Source organism: Limnobacter alexandrii (genome assembly GCF_005871185.1).
Classification (GTDB): domain Bacteria; phylum Pseudomonadota; class Gammaproteobacteria; order Burkholderiales; family Burkholderiaceae_B; genus Limnobacter; species Limnobacter alexandrii.
The window spans coordinates 1-13,124 of the sequence record NZ_SWKN01000008.1 but is presented as its reverse complement, the minus strand read 5'-3'; the positions used below and the strand labels follow the sequence as shown (position 1 = coordinate 13,124).

The following is a 13,124-nucleotide window of genomic DNA, read 5'->3' as shown; positions in this document are numbered from 1 at the left end:
AATGCAAGCAGTGCATCACAGTGACCAATCTTCATCAGCTGGAACATCTTTTGGCGCTCGACGAAGCGCGCCACTTCGCCAAAGCAGCGCAAAAGGTTCACCTAAGCCAACCCGCTTTCAGCCGAAGCATCCAGGCGCTCGAGAAGCAAACAGGGCTGGTTCTGTTCGAGCGCAAGGGTGGCGAAATACGCCCCACACCGGCAGGCCAGTTTCTGATTCAGCGTGCTCGAATTCTGGTACTCGAAGCCAAATCGCTGAAGCGCGACATTGGCCTTTATCAACAAGGCGAGGTGGGTGAACTGGTGTTTGGCGTGGGGCCCTTCCCAGCAGTCACGTTGGCGGGGAAGGCCATTGAGAAAATTCGCCTTGAATTTCCCAAGGTTTCAGTGCGTGCTGAAATTGACAACCCGGCAAACCTGTTAGCTTTGTTGTTGAAAGAAGAAATTGATTTCTTCGTCGCCGACACGGGAGAACTCAAAGCCGCGCCTTATTTGAACATTCAGCCCCTGATGCGCCAGTACGGACATTTGTATGCACATGCCAAGCACCCTTTGGCTGGCAAAGCCCACCGGTTTGAAGAAGCCTGGGAATACGGCATAGCCTCTGTCAAATTACCTGACATGCTTAAGGCTGGACTGGCTCAGTTGCTGGGGCAAAACAGCCGCAACCTGCCTCAACTTGCACTGGAATGTGACGACGTCAACCTGTTGCATCAAGTGGCCTTGAGCACCAACACAATTGCGGCCTCCACTGAACTTGCAGCCAAACCCTTGCTGGACAATGGCAGCCTGGTGAAGCTGAACACTGTCGACTTTCCGGCGCTGTACAGCAGCATTGCAATCGTCAACCTGAGCAGCCGCTCGCCGTCGCCTGCGGCCAGTTATGCAATTGAACAATTCAGGCAGTTCGTATAGCGGTACACTGTGTCCACATCGACTTTCTCTCGCAAGCTTCGGTCCATATGAACACCACTCCAATTTTCATATCGTACGCGCGCGAGGATGCTGAATGGGTCCAGGCCATCAGCACAAGTCTGGCCAGCAAAAACATTCATGCCTGGGTCGACACCAACGCACTCGACTACGCAAGCCTTTGGCAAGAGGAAATTGAAGACGCCATCCTTAGGGCGCAACTCATCGTGGTGCTGGTCACGCCCCACTTTCTGGATTCGCTGGCTTGTCGGTTTGAAGTAGAACGCGCTGAGCGTTTGCGCAAACGCTTGTTGCCTGTGATCGACAGCCGGGTCGAAGAACACCAAATACCCGCCGCCTTGAATGCTTATCAATGGTTCAAGCTGGATCGTGACACTGACAATGCCAACACCGTTGCAGCCTGGATAGAACGCAGCATCAACCTGGACCCAGAATGGCTCAAGCGGCACACCGACCTCACAAGCCGGGCGCAACAATGGGTGAACAATAAAAAGGACCCCAGCCTCCTGCTTCGCGGAAAAGACCTGGCATCCGCTCAGGCCATGCTGGAAGAATCGAGCCTGAAGGACAAACCTTTGGGTGCCGACTTGATCGAGATGATTGCCGTGTCGGATCAAACCCAATCCCGCAGGCGCATGACACTGGCAGGCTTTCTGGGCGGCAGTTTGTTGGCCGTGATTGCAGCGGCTTCGTTTGGCTACATTCAGCATGTTCAAGCCGAAGGTGAAGCGAGGTCAGCGCTTCGCAACCGCTTGAACCAACTGGCCATGGCAGGCGACTTGTCCAGCATGCTGGACACCGCCAAAGCCAACGCGGCCCGGCTGGAAAAAGACCCCATGGCCAGCCTGCAAGTGCGACTGTTTCAGGCCGAGTCACTGTCAACCAATCAGGAACTGAGAGCCTATGAGGTTGAATCACTGGAAGTGAAAGGCGACTGGGTCATGCTGCACAGCTTCTCCTCAGGCGGGCAGTTGTTCAATCTTGACCAATGGAATGAACCGCTTGAAACAGCCAGTTTTTCCGACAGCGAAACCCACGCAGTCAGCCTTTCGGATTCAGGCAAGCACCATGCAGTGTGGACACCCTCGCAGTTCAGCATTCGCACCTCCTCCAACCCTTTGGAGGACACACCCCGCATTGCAAGCCAAGCCGCGATTGAACACATCGCATTGCTGGAAAACGCCCGGCAAATTGTGATTCAACACAGCAGCGGTGTCGCGGTGTATCCCTGGGCGCCGGATCAAACTGTATTGCCACAACCCATTCTGAAAATGGATGGTGTGCAGCTTCTGCGCGCCTTCTCAAATGGCGACTTGCTGTATCGCAAACCACCGCTAGCCAATGGGCAATACGAAGTGTGGATTCACCAACAAAGCAGCAACCATTTGCTGGGTCGCTTCAAAGGGCAGGTTCGGCAAGTGCTTCGCAATCAGGACGACGTGCTGGCGATTCGCGTGAAGCGAGAAGTTCACGGTTTTCAATTGGGTCCAGACATTGGTCAACTCAAGCCCCTGGGCAAAGTGTGGGTGGCCGATGAATCGGGTGTGGCTTTGTCCAACCGAGGGCATAGCCTAGCGGTAGTCGACCCCAGCAATGAAGCCCGCATCTTGTACTTTTCGCTCGATGACGTGGTGGTCAGTGAAGGCAAATCACTTCGACAAGACCCTGCGGCCCTTCGGGAAGACCTGCAAGAGAACTTGCATGAATTGCGCAATGGCGCAATCTCTATCGGCGACTTGCACCCTGTGTTTGATCAGGACGACAGCCGTCTGTTTGCACCCGGTGAATTCAATCGCTCACTGTCACCAATCAATGCACAACTGATTGCAAGCATGGACTCTGAGCTGGGCACTGAGGGCGGCCTGTCCGACAACATCCTTGCGATGGGCGGCAGTGGGCAGCACCTTCTGGGGCTGTCGCTGAACCACGGCGGCAACGGCACGGTTACCCTGCACCGCTTCTCGATTCCAGCACGATTGCAGCAGGGGCGCACCAGTGCAATTGCAACCACACTGCCCCCGGATCAATCCGGTTTTCTTGCTTTGCAAACCCAGGGGCAGTTGGTGCAACAACCTTGGGAAGGAGCCAATACCGCCCTTCAGCTTCCTGGCCTTGACCCATCAAATGCCAACACCGCACTGGTGGCGGGAGCCTTGTCGCCCGCAGGCGGGCGGGCCTGGGCCATGAACGCCCAGGGCGAATTGTTCGCGTGGACCATCCAGGGCAAGCAAGCCACCTTGAATTACAAACAAAATGTTGACATGGATTGGCTTGCCGAGCTGAATCGCCTTCGCCCGGTGAGTGTGTCGAAGAACGGAAAACACCTGTTGCTGGTGGGTACACAAGGCGTGCTGTTGCTTGATGCGAATACCGGCAAAACCCGATGCAAGCTTGAACACACCGAACAGTTTTACGATGGCATGGCCTACTTTCTGGATGACCAAACCGTGCTCAACATCGACATGCTGTTCACCAACGGCACCGGTTGGGAAAACCGTCGAATTCAAACCTTTGATGTAGAACAATGCGCCCCTGTTGAACGCTTTGCCACCAGGGCTGAATTTCAAGAAAACGACGGTTATGAAAGCGGTTTTGGCTTTGGCATACAAACCGAACTGAGCGGAGCCCCCTGGATTGCCGATCGCCGCTTTGGTGCCAAATACAGAATTCGCGATTTGCAAACTGGCAACACGCTGGGCGCCTTGTCCAATCACAGCGGTCGAATTCTGGCACTGCGATCTCACCCGGCCACCGACCTGCTCATCAGCAGCGATGAAATTGGCTCGATCAATGTGTGGGAAAGCAGCACACTGCGAAGAATCAAAACCCTGGATGCACCACAATGCCAGGCCATCGATCTGGCATTGAACAACACAGGCAGCCACTTGCTGGCCCGTTGTGCAAACGGACAAGCCATTTGGTGGGCCATGGGTGAACAACCATGAGCACTACATTGCAAGAGGTTAAAGACCTGATCAGCAAAGGCGAATTTTTCAAAGCCTACGATGCAGCAGTGCAAGCACTACAAACCCAAGCCGACAACACCGCACTTCAACATCGAGCTTTGCTGGCACTGGCCAATGCAGGTGCCTCGCAATTGGCCATGGCCCGCTTTGTTGAAATGGGTTTGCCCAACAGCAAAGACCTTGACGTGCAATGCCTGCTGGCCCGCCTGCACAAAGACATGGGTTTTGCCCAAAAAGGCGACGCCGCCAAGGCAAGTTTTTTAATCGCGTTTCAACTGTACGAGCAAGCTTGGCGCATGCACAGCCATTCACCGCAGGCCTACTACCCAGCCATTAACGCAGCGGCCTGTGCCGCGTTTTCTGGCAAATTTGAGCAAGCCACACAATGGGCTGATGTGGTGCTAAATCAGCTTCACGATCAGCTTCAAAATCAACAACACAACATGGCCGACCCAAGCGAGCGATACTGGGTCAACGCCACGCGCATTGAAGCACTGCTCATTCAAGGGCAACTGGGCGCAGCGCGCGCACTTGTGCCACAAACCACATTGCTGATTGGTTCAAACCGAACCTCGCTGGCCTCCACCCTGCGGCAATTGCAACGCCTGTGCGCCTGCCTGGGGCATGATTTCAGCAGCCTTGGTTTTACAACGCCACCCACAGTCATTCACTACACCGGGCACTTGATCAGCCCTGCCGGGCGTTTTCCAGACCACGAGGAAACACGCGTAAAGGAAAAAATCCAACAATTGCTCGACTTGTACAACGTGGGGGTTGGCTATGGATCATTAGCGGGAGGCGCCGACATTCTGTTTGCAGAAAGTTTGCTTCAACGCGGCGCAGACCTTCATGTGGTGCTGCCTTTTGATCGCGAGGATTTTGTAAAAGTATCAGTGCAACAGTGCGGCCCCCAGTGGGCTACACGGTTCGAGCGCTGCCTGAATTCGGCTCGAAGCGTGCGAATGGCCACCGACGACGCCTACCTGCAAGACGAACAACTGTTTGCCTATTGCAGCCAAATTGCCATGGGCCTGGCCATACTCAATGCGCGGCACTTGAATACCACCGTGGCTCAAATTGGCGTGTGGGACGGGCAAATTGCCAGCAGCAGCCAGGCAGGCACCGAGGCCGACCTGCAACAATGGAAGTTGACCGGCTTGCCCCAGTATTTGGTGAACAGCAAGCAAGCCCGTTTCACGGAAGAACTACCCGCAAACCCGCTCTTGATACCTTCCGCAGCAGCCGCCATCACCAGGCAACACGGCCGCGAAAGCAAAGCCATGCTGTTTGCAGACGTGAAAGGTTTCAGCAAGCTTGGCGATGCCGCACTGCCCGCATTTGTAGAACAAATCATGGGGCGACTGGCCAAAGTAACAGCGCAACACCAGCGGCAACTACACAGCATCAACACCTGGGGCGATGGTATATTCGCCGTGTTCAACCACGTTGCCGCCGCTGCCGAATGCGCACTGGCCATGCAGGAAAGCATGGCGAGCATTGATCGATCCGCACTTGGTTTACCCGACGAACTGGCCTTGAGAATCGGCTTGCACCTTGGCCCAGTGTATTTAACCCTGGACCCCATCACCCTGCGCGAAACCGCCATGGGTGCACATGTTAGCCGCGCCGCACGAATTGAACCCGTGACGCCCGAGGGCTGCGTGTACGTCACTGAAACCTTCGCAGCAGTGCTGGCGATTGACAGCAAACATGAATTCGCTTGCGATTATGTGGGCCAAACGCAGGCCGCCAAAAGCTACGGCGTGATGCGAATGTTTTTATTGAGAAGAACCGAGAACAGCGATGCCACCACAGTGGTGCTGGATTTTGAGCGATAAACCCAAGGCTTCCAAACCATGATGATAAACAACACTTTCCGTGCGCAGTGCCAATGTGGTCAATTGGCCGTTACTTTTACCCAAGCGCCGGTTGCGCAGCTGATCTGCCATTGCCGTGACTGCCAAACCATTAGCGGCATGCCCTATGCAAAGGCCGCTTTTTTTAAAGCCGAAGAACACTGCGCACAAGGCGAATTCAAGGCGATTGAGATGACAGGTGGCTCGGGTAAACCCAAGCAATACCGCCGATGCAGCCACTGCAATGATTTTGTGTATGCCACGGTGGATGCACTGACTGGCCTGCTGGGTGTAGCTGCCGACAGGCTGGGGCCACCTTTCGAATTCCAACCCATGGCCCATGTGTGGACCAGCGAAAAAGCGCCGGAGGTGGAAATACCGCCCGGTGTTTTTCAGTTTCCCAAGGCGCCGCCGTTCAGGCCGGGTAAACAATAAAATAAACCGCCCATAGGGAGGTGAAAACAACCTGAACCCCCTTGCTACATGCGGTTTTCCATGGCATGTTAGCTACGCTCATTAACTCTTTGGAACTATAAACAATGAACAAAACCGAATTGATTGACGCCATCGCCGCAAAAAGTGAATGCTCCAAGGCCGCTGCTGGCAAAATGTTGGATGCCTTCATCGACACAGTGAGTCAGCAAATGGCCAATGGCGACAAGGTTGTTTTGGTGGGGTTCGGTACATTTCAAACCGGCGCACGTGCAGCCCGTGAGGGTCGCAACCCACGCACAGGCGAAACCATCAAGATTGCAGCAGCTGTAGTGCCTAAATTCACACCTGGCCAAAGTCTGAAGACCAAAGTAAATACAAAGCCAGCAAAGAAAAAGAAATAAATCAAGACACACATCATTTATGCCTTAAACCGTTGCTTCCAGGTATCGGTTACGAGCCCCCGCCCGTGAAAACGTTGCGGGGGTTTGTTTTGGGTGTAAATAACGCGTTAACCTTATCTACCCAACTTCTAATAGCGATTTGATCAACATGAAGCATTCAATGATTTGGTCTGTAATTTCTGTTCTCTCACCCGTGTTGCTCTTCCCAACAACCGCCGCTGCCGAGGAAATCAAACTTCCCTCTGGCGTTGTTGTGGCCATTGATGGGAAATCAACAGGTGCACAAAAGCCAAAAAGTACGTCGACCGTGAGTGTTCACTACGAGGGCGCGTTAACAAACGGCACTGTGTTTGATAGCTCTTACAAGCGCGGCGCACCAGCCACATTCCCACTAAGCGGTGTTATTCCCTGCTGGACGCAAGGTGTCAGTACCATGTCGGTGGGCGACAAAGCCACGTTGACCTGCCCAGCAGACACGGCCTACGGCGCGCGCGGCATTCCCGGGGTGATTCCCCCGAACTCGGTGTTGAAGTTCAAGGTGGAACTGCTTGAAATTAAGCGTTGATGGTTTGAAATTTTCAAGAATTTCGAGACAAGAAAAAAGCCCTTTCGGTTTTACACCGCAAGGGCTTTTCACTTTTTATTTGGCTCCCCGACCTGGACTCGAACCAGGGACCTGCGGATTAACAGGCCGGGGCTAAACGCTTTAAAATCATTAACTTAATACCCAAATTTTCCCGCAAAATCAATTTTTTGAATCCCTCAAGACCCGCTTGAATACTGGGTCTATATTTTTTTTGCGGGAATGATTTTTACCTGCCACATCGGCAATCAGATCGGCAACGAAATAACAAAGGCCCCTGTTTACGGGGCTTCTGGGCTGTAAAAGATCGGCAACATCACATGCTCATGCCTGGGCTTGGCTTGGGGAAACCAGGCTGCTTCAGGTATTCGTCAAAATCGGCCTCGGGTTGTCATGCAGGCAGTTTGGCTGCAAGCAGTTCGACCTTCTCGATATTGGGCGGAGAACTGAGCAAGGTCGCGGCGTTGGCCATCAAGGCCGCGGCGATCTGGCCGTTCAGATGTGCCTGGCGACCTGCCTCATCGGCAAAGGCATCGAACACACCGAACGTCGAAGGGCCAAACTTCAATGCAAACCAGGCAGTGGTCCCGGATTCGGCGTTGGCGAGCGGCAGTGCGCTGGCCAGGAAGTCGGCAAGCGCAGCCTCCTGGCCGGGTTTGGCTTCGAGGCGAACAAACAGGGCGAGCTTGGTCATATTGTAATCCTTTGGGTAAATGGTTTAGGTGAAAGCACCGACGAGCCTGCAGTCTAAGTCTTCATGACAACCATTTATATAGACAAAAATGACAACTTTGATATCATTATTGCCATGAAACTTCATATCCTTGTTTGTGATGGCGTGTTTGATCTGGGGCTTGCGGCGCTCACTGACACAGTGGGCTTGGCCAATGCGATGTCGAGCTCGCTGCCACAGGCTCCCGCGCACATAGAGCTCACGCTGGTGGGCGTGCGGCGTCGCATCCTAACGGCGCAGGGCTTGACGGTCCCCGTGGTCACTGCGCGTGGTGTGCCGGAACCAGACGTCGTGCTCGTGCCCGCGTTTGGTGACAAGATGCCTGACACGCTCTCGGCTCGGCTCACAGGCCCCGACGTGCCCGATGCGGTCGCCGCGCTACAGCTGTGGTCCACCGCTGGCGCGCACCTTGGTGCCGCCTGCTCCGGTAGTTTCTTACTTGCAGAGAGTGGCCTGCTTGATGGGCATCGTGCGACGACGTCATGGTGGCTGGGGCCGATGTTTCGGCAGCGCTATCCGAACGTCACGTTGGACGAGTCACGCATGATCGTGAACTCGACACGCTTCACTACCGCGGGTGCCGCTTTGGCCCACGTTGACTTGGCCTTGCACATCATCCGGGGGCGCAGTCCGGCGCTGGCGGCCCTGGTGGCACGCTATCTGCTGGTCGAGGCACGCAGTTCGCAAGCCGAGTTCGTGATTCCCGACCACCTTGCGCATGCCGACCCAATGGTGGAGCGCTTCGAGAGCTGGGCCAGACGTCGGCTCGCGCAGGGGTTCTCGCTGGCGGAGGCGGCCAGCGCCGCGGGCACAAGCGAGCGCACCTTGGCGCGGCGGCTGCAAAGCGTTTTGGGCAAGACACCACTGTCGTATTTCCAGGACCTGCGCGTGGAGCATGCCGTCCATCTCTTGCGCACCGGAAACGCCAGCGTCGACCAGGTCGCCACACGGGTCGGGTATTCGGATGGGGCGACCCTGCGGGCCCTGCTGCGCCGCAAGCTGGGCCGGGGTGTCAGGGAGTTGCGACGCGGCGGCTCACCGTCCCCACGCTAGCGGACAGAGCAATTCTGCCGACAGCATGGGGGAGCAGCTACTTTTTCAACAGAGTCGGCCAATAGCGGTCATCAGGGCTGGCTTGAGTCGGGGCCGAAGGATTACGCTCTCAGCCCCATAATTGCTGGTCAGACAGTTACCACGATCTTGCCGATCTGCTGATTGGCTTCAAGGAAACGATGGGCATCCTGGATGTCGCTAAGTGCGAATGTCTTTGCGATGATCGGGCGCAACGCGCCGGACTTCAACCCTTGCAGAATAAAAGCCTTCGCTCTCTCCAGGGCTTCAGGGTCGGCCACAATCTCTGCGTAGAGATAACCCTTCAAAGTCAGGCTTTTGCCCAGCACGGTAAACAGTGGAAATGGTGTCGGTTCAGAGCTGAGTGCGCCGTACACCAGCAAAATTCCGCCCCGCGCCATGCTCTGCGTGAGAGGTTCGAAGGACGGCCCGCCTACAGGATCAAATACAACGCGAGCGCCTTGACCGGCAGTTATCGTCATAACACGCTCGACGATATCCTCTTCATCGCTGACGATGACATGCGCAGCGCCTGCATCAAGCAGGGCTTGCTTCTTCGCGTGAGTTCGAGTGATCGCAATCGATGTGGCGCCGACCATTCGAGCTATTTGGAAGGCGGCCAAGCCAACACTGCTTGACGCGGCGGTAACGATGACAAAATCGCCCTGCCGTAGCTTCGCCTGTTCAATCAATGCTCCCCAGGCGGTGACGTACTGCATCCAAGACGCCGCAGCCTCTTCAAAGGACAAGTTCTCAGGGCTCTTTACCACCAGGTGGGCTGGTACATTGGCCAACTCGCCGTAGGTGCCCCAGCGAGCAATATCCAAAGGTGGGATCAGAGCGACCGAGTCACCAATAGTGATCTCGGTTACGTCGCTACCAACTGCCGTTACGATGCCTGCGGCCTCGTAGCCTAAGCGGCTGGGGAACTCCGCTTCTTGTAGGTATGCGTGATTGCGGAACATCACTTCGGCTCGGTTCAAGCCAATAGCTTTAACACTAATCTGCACCTCGTTTGCTGCTGGTGCCGATACTTCCAGATCCTCCAGCTTCAGAACGCTGGCGTCACCGTATTCATGAATTCTGACAATGCGTGCCATATAGATACCTCGTTTATCAATGGGCCTCGACGTACATCCGAAAAGTATCCGGGCACTCGAAAGGTAACAAAAATTTAGTCATTGGTTGGCGCTAAATAATGGCCTACGACGGCGTATTACTTGGCGGCTGTCAAAGTATGAAGACCTGTAGCCATGGCGCATCCTCCTGATGAGGGCTGAAGAATGCACCATGACTTCCTGGGTCTGCATACCTAGATTCTTTCTTGCAGCGCCTTTAAAAAGGCGTCGATATTCTCATCGTGGCGTTTGTAGTAGGTCCAGGGGCCGATCCGCTGCGATGTCACCAATTGCGCGCGCTGTAGAGCGGCGAGATAAAGCGATGTCGTTGACTGCGAGAGGCCCGTGCGCTCTTGGATAATACTGACGCACACGCCTACCGTTTCTGGGTCGACTTCCTGCTCGGGAAAGGCTGTCCTGGGCTCCTTGAGCCAATTAAGGATAGTAAAGCGCATCGGGTTCGCCAATGCTTTCAGGGCTTCGTTGACGTCAATAGTCATTAATTCTTATACCTATTCTTCCGATATCTGGATATCTTCCTGATTCACGCGTCAAATTGCAAGGCTTCGCCATGATCTCCCCGCCTGCCCTTCGCAGTGATGGGCAGGCTTGGACTGAAATCCTAGTGTCCTGTCAGGTAGGACTATCGGGCACCTGCGCGCCGCCGAATTTAGGGACGATATGCTTGCCAAGCTCCTCGATAACCTCTGCTGCGGGACGTTTACCATACTTGAGGTTCAGGATGACGTGATCTACACCGATTTCCTGAAGTGTATCCAGCAAGGCCAGAAGGTGGTTACGTCCCAGTCGGAATCCTAGATGGATAGGAGAGGGCGGCGTGGATGGGTTTTCGTCCAGGTCGATATACAGCGATTGCAAGAACGGCTTGTAGATAGCGCCACATTGTTTAACCGTTTCCTGTCGCCAATCTTCCACGATGAGTCGCTGCATTTTTGGCGGACGTGGATAGTTGATCCATCCATGGCTTTCACGCGCGATCCAATCGAGCGACTGGCGGCTGTGTCCGGTTACGAATAGCGGTATTTCCCGAGTCGTAGGTTTGGGAACGAGATCGGCCCCCAGTAACTCGCCATGACTCCAGCGAATGGGCTTGAAGTGTGTTCGATGGGCTTGGCGTATCACATTGAGGTTTTCTTGAAAGGTCTCTCCACGCATTTCCGGATCAACGCTGAATGCGGGAAACTCAACAGGACGATCGCCAGAGGCTACTCCCAGGAGCAAACGACCTCCGCTCAACTGATCAATGCTCGCTGCAGCCTTTGCCGTGTGCAAGGGATTACGCAAGGTAAGGGCGATGGAGGCGGTGCCTAGTGCGATTTTTGTTGTATGGGCTGCGATGTAGCCCAGATACACCCAAGGATCGAAAACCTGGCCGACATCACCGAAGCTTGGGTCCCTGAGCGGGACGTCGCGAAACCAGAGTGCCGAAAAACCTAGTGCCTCTGCACGTTTGGCCAGCGCGACCTGATCCAGCATGCGCGGTGTGTCACCCTGGAAAGCCTCCAGGGGAAAGAACAGCCCAAGGCTTAGATGACCCTGTCTGAAGGTCTGTTTGAATCCCCTATGCTCTTGGTAGGGAATCGTACTCGGTTGGTACATGCTTAACTTCCTCGGTCAGCAAACGCTGTGCCACGCCCTGAGTTATGGGGCGTGGCTCTGAGCGCTTAGGGTTTGTAAGTCGGGTATGGGCCCAGCTGAGTGGTTTTAAAAAGTTCTGAGTGTGTCATTTCATTTACCTGCATATCTAAAATATTCGATTCTGTAAGTCAAAAAAACATGGATCAACGAGCTCTGAAGAGCCCGAGCGGTGCTTCGTTGAGGCTGACGGCGATGTTCTTCTTTTGCCTGTAGGCTTCCAATATTGAGTTGTGCGTTTCCCGTCCTGGGTCAGATTTCTTATCGCCACCAAAGGGGGCATGGGCAGAGATCTCATGGTAGGTATCGCTGGAATCTTTCATGGGGGTACCTCCTAAGGTTTCTCGCACGGGTTGTGGGTTAATATTATTTGCAATATCTAAATATGTCAATATGTCGCTATCATTTTCCGGCACGTATGCATATTTCCACGCCCTTGCAGCTCACTTCTGGATCAGCTGTGCCCGCGCCGTGCTTCGCACCAGGGTTGTCTATGAGTCTCTGGCTATTTCCCCAGGCCCTGGGGAAATAGCCTGGGGTTTGAGAAAGCCTGCTTAAGGTGGTCGTACACCAATCGCCCCCGCTTCGATACAGGACCCTGCTGTGGGCGGTATATGAACAGTTCCCATGGCGCTGGAGCGAGATCAGCCAAAACAGCAACCAGCTTTCCTGACCGCAGATGAGGCTCAGCCAGATAGGCAGGAATTTGGCCAAAACACATGCCTGCCAGGATGACTTCCAATTCCGTATCTGGATCATCACGGATAAGCGCTGGCTGCCTGGGCGTGAACGTTTGCCCGTCGGCAAATAGCCAAGGCCAAGGGCGGCCATTTTTCCGGTCGATCAGGACTGAAAGTGGCAGCTTAGCTAAGGCATCCAAAGATTCAGGTGATGTCTTTTGGCCTATGAGAGACGGGGACGCGACAACGTAAAACGGCACGGGAGCTACGGCACGTGCAACTCAACAATTATTTGATGGCAGCTGGGACCTGATTTTCCGCGTCGGCTATATTGCGGACAGCGATCTCAGAGCGCGGCGCCTGGGAGATAGCCCCATGAAAATCTGTGCCTCGCCGGATTACCTCGCGAAGCACGGTACACCTCGGCGCGTGTATGACCTGTCCAGCCACAACTGCCTGAGCTATACCCTGTCTCCGTTTCAGAGCAAGGGTTTCTGGGCGTTCGGTCACCATGGTGAACTTGAGATTCCGGTAAAGGGCAACCTCAGAGCCGACAATGGCGATGCTGACCTGCCCGGGAATTTCCTACCACTGAGAACTTAACTTTCTGGTCTCAGTTGATAAATCGTTTTGCAATCCTGCCACGAACTCATTCGGGGTCAGGTAGTTCAAACTGGAGTGCGGTCTGACCGC

At 54.7% G+C, this 13,124-nt stretch carries 12 protein-coding genes and 2 pseudogenes; 8 read left to right on the top strand and 6 right to left on the bottom strand.

Features of this window, described 5'->3' with window-relative positions; genetic code table 11:
- Positions 1-20 precede the first annotated feature (20 nt).
- From FCS97_RS09700 to FCS97_RS09675, 6 genes are all read left to right on the top strand, one after another.
- The gene (locus FCS97_RS09700) at positions 21-914 is read left to right on the top strand and encodes a LysR family transcriptional regulator (RefSeq protein WP_138518249.1); all 894 of its coding nucleotides are present in this window, start codon (positions 21-23) and stop codon (positions 912-914) included.
- Between the two features lie 47 nt (positions 915-961).
- The gene (locus FCS97_RS09695) at positions 962-3,877 is read left to right on the top strand and encodes a TIR domain-containing protein (protein ID WP_138518248.1); all 2,916 of its coding nucleotides are present in this window, start codon (positions 962-964) and stop codon (positions 3,875-3,877) included.
- Positions 3,874-5,736, top strand: a complete 1,863-nt coding sequence (locus FCS97_RS09690) for an adenylate/guanylate cyclase domain-containing protein (RefSeq protein WP_138518247.1) — start codon at positions 3,874-3,876, stop codon at positions 5,734-5,736. The genes FCS97_RS09695 and FCS97_RS09690 overlap by 4 nt, the downstream gene beginning before the upstream one ends.
- An 18-nt stretch (positions 5,737-5,754) precedes the next feature.
- Positions 5,755-6,189 carry a GFA family protein gene (locus FCS97_RS09685; RefSeq protein ID WP_138518246.1) on the top strand — a complete coding sequence of 145 codons (435 nt, stop codon included), beginning with the start codon at positions 5,755-5,757 and terminating at the stop codon, positions 6,187-6,189.
- 104 nt (positions 6,190-6,293) lie between these two features.
- Complete coding sequence (locus tag FCS97_RS09680) at positions 6,294-6,590, top strand: HU family DNA-binding protein (RefSeq protein ID WP_138518245.1); 297 nt, start codon at positions 6,294-6,296, stop codon at positions 6,588-6,590.
- 160 nt (positions 6,591-6,750) lie between these two features.
- A complete protein-coding gene (locus tag FCS97_RS09675; protein ID WP_236550883.1) occupies positions 6,751-7,155 on the top strand; it encodes an FKBP-type peptidyl-prolyl cis-trans isomerase in 405 nt (134 codons plus the stop codon).
- Positions 7,156-7,564: 409 nt separating this feature from the next.
- Here the strand turns inward: FCS97_RS09675 and FCS97_RS09670 are convergent, their stop codons facing one another.
- Positions 7,565-7,867 carry a putative quinol monooxygenase gene (locus FCS97_RS09670; protein ID WP_007182542.1) on the bottom strand — a complete coding sequence of 101 codons (303 nt, stop codon included), beginning with the start codon at positions 7,865-7,867 and terminating at the stop codon, positions 7,565-7,567.
- 63 nt (positions 7,868-7,930) lie between these two features.
- Here FCS97_RS09670 and FCS97_RS09665 point away from each other — a divergent pair, with 63 nt between their 5' ends.
- On the top strand, positions 7,931-8,959 hold the full coding sequence (locus FCS97_RS09665; protein WP_138518243.1) for a GlxA family transcriptional regulator: 1,029 nt from the start codon (positions 7,931-7,933) through the stop codon (positions 8,957-8,959).
- A gap of 128 nt (positions 8,960-9,087) precedes the next feature.
- Here the strand turns inward: FCS97_RS09665 and FCS97_RS09660 are convergent, their stop codons facing one another.
- From FCS97_RS09660 to FCS97_RS16840, 5 genes and pseudogenes are all read right to left on the bottom strand, one after another.
- Entirely contained in the window at positions 9,088-10,077 is a 990-nt protein-coding gene (locus FCS97_RS09660) for a zinc-dependent alcohol dehydrogenase family protein (RefSeq protein ID WP_003291522.1), read from the bottom strand.
- Between the two features lie 212 nt (positions 10,078-10,289).
- Complete coding sequence (locus FCS97_RS09655; protein WP_138518242.1) at positions 10,290-10,595, bottom strand: ArsR/SmtB family transcription factor; 306 nt, start codon at positions 10,593-10,595, stop codon at positions 10,290-10,292.
- Positions 10,596-10,728: 133 nt separating this feature from the next.
- Complete coding sequence (locus FCS97_RS09650; RefSeq protein WP_138518241.1) at positions 10,729-11,715, bottom strand: LLM class oxidoreductase; 987 nt, start codon at positions 11,713-11,715, stop codon at positions 10,729-10,731.
- Positions 11,716-11,897: 182 nt separating this feature from the next.
- Positions 11,898-12,074 carry a hypothetical protein gene (locus tag FCS97_RS09645; RefSeq protein ID WP_212746472.1) on the bottom strand — a complete coding sequence of 59 codons (177 nt, stop codon included), beginning with the start codon at positions 12,072-12,074 and terminating at the stop codon, positions 11,898-11,900.
- Between the two features lie 182 nt (positions 12,075-12,256).
- Positions 12,257-12,697: pseudogene (locus FCS97_RS16840) on the bottom strand (LysR substrate-binding domain-containing protein); the annotation flags it as partial.
- Positions 12,698-12,704: 7 nt separating this feature from the next.
- Between FCS97_RS16840 and FCS97_RS09635 the strand changes: the two are divergent.
- Positions 12,705-13,034: pseudogene (locus tag FCS97_RS09635) on the top strand (LysR substrate-binding domain-containing protein); the annotation flags it as partial.
- Positions 13,035-13,124: the final 90 nt, after the last annotated feature.

Excerpts from the sequence above, each read along its gene's own strand:
- FCS97_RS09650 (WP_138518241.1), bottom strand. The coding sequence starts at position 11,715 with ATGTACCAACCGAGTACGATTCCCTACCAAGAGCATAGGGGATTCAAA.
- FCS97_RS09690 (WP_138518247.1), top strand. The coding sequence starts at position 3,874 with ATGAGCACTACATTGCAAGAGGTTAAAGACCTGATCAGCAAAGGCGAA.
- FCS97_RS09645 (WP_212746472.1), bottom strand. The coding sequence starts at position 12,074 with ATGAAAGATTCCAGCGATACCTACCATGAGATCTCTGCCCATGCCCCC.
- FCS97_RS09695 (WP_138518248.1), top strand. The coding sequence starts at position 962 with ATGAACACCACTCCAATTTTCATATCGTACGCGCGCGAGGATGCTGAA.
- FCS97_RS09660 (WP_003291522.1), bottom strand. The coding sequence starts at position 10,077 with ATGGCACGCATTGTCAGAATTCATGAATACGGTGACGCCAGCGTTCTG.
- FCS97_RS09670 (WP_007182542.1), bottom strand. The coding sequence starts at position 7,867 with ATGACCAAGCTCGCCCTGTTTGTTCGCCTCGAAGCCAAACCCGGCCAG.
- FCS97_RS09665 (WP_138518243.1), top strand. The coding sequence starts at position 7,931 with ATGACAACCATTTATATAGACAAAAATGACAACTTTGATATCATTATT.
- FCS97_RS09675 (WP_236550883.1), top strand. The coding sequence starts at position 6,751 with ATGATTTGGTCTGTAATTTCTGTTCTCTCACCCGTGTTGCTCTTCCCA.
- FCS97_RS09680 (WP_138518245.1), top strand. The coding sequence starts at position 6,294 with ATGAACAAAACCGAATTGATTGACGCCATCGCCGCAAAAAGTGAATGC.
- FCS97_RS09655 (WP_138518242.1), bottom strand. The coding sequence starts at position 10,595 with ATGACTATTGACGTCAACGAAGCCCTGAAAGCATTGGCGAACCCGATG.
- FCS97_RS09685 (WP_138518246.1), top strand. The coding sequence starts at position 5,755 with ATGATGATAAACAACACTTTCCGTGCGCAGTGCCAATGTGGTCAATTG.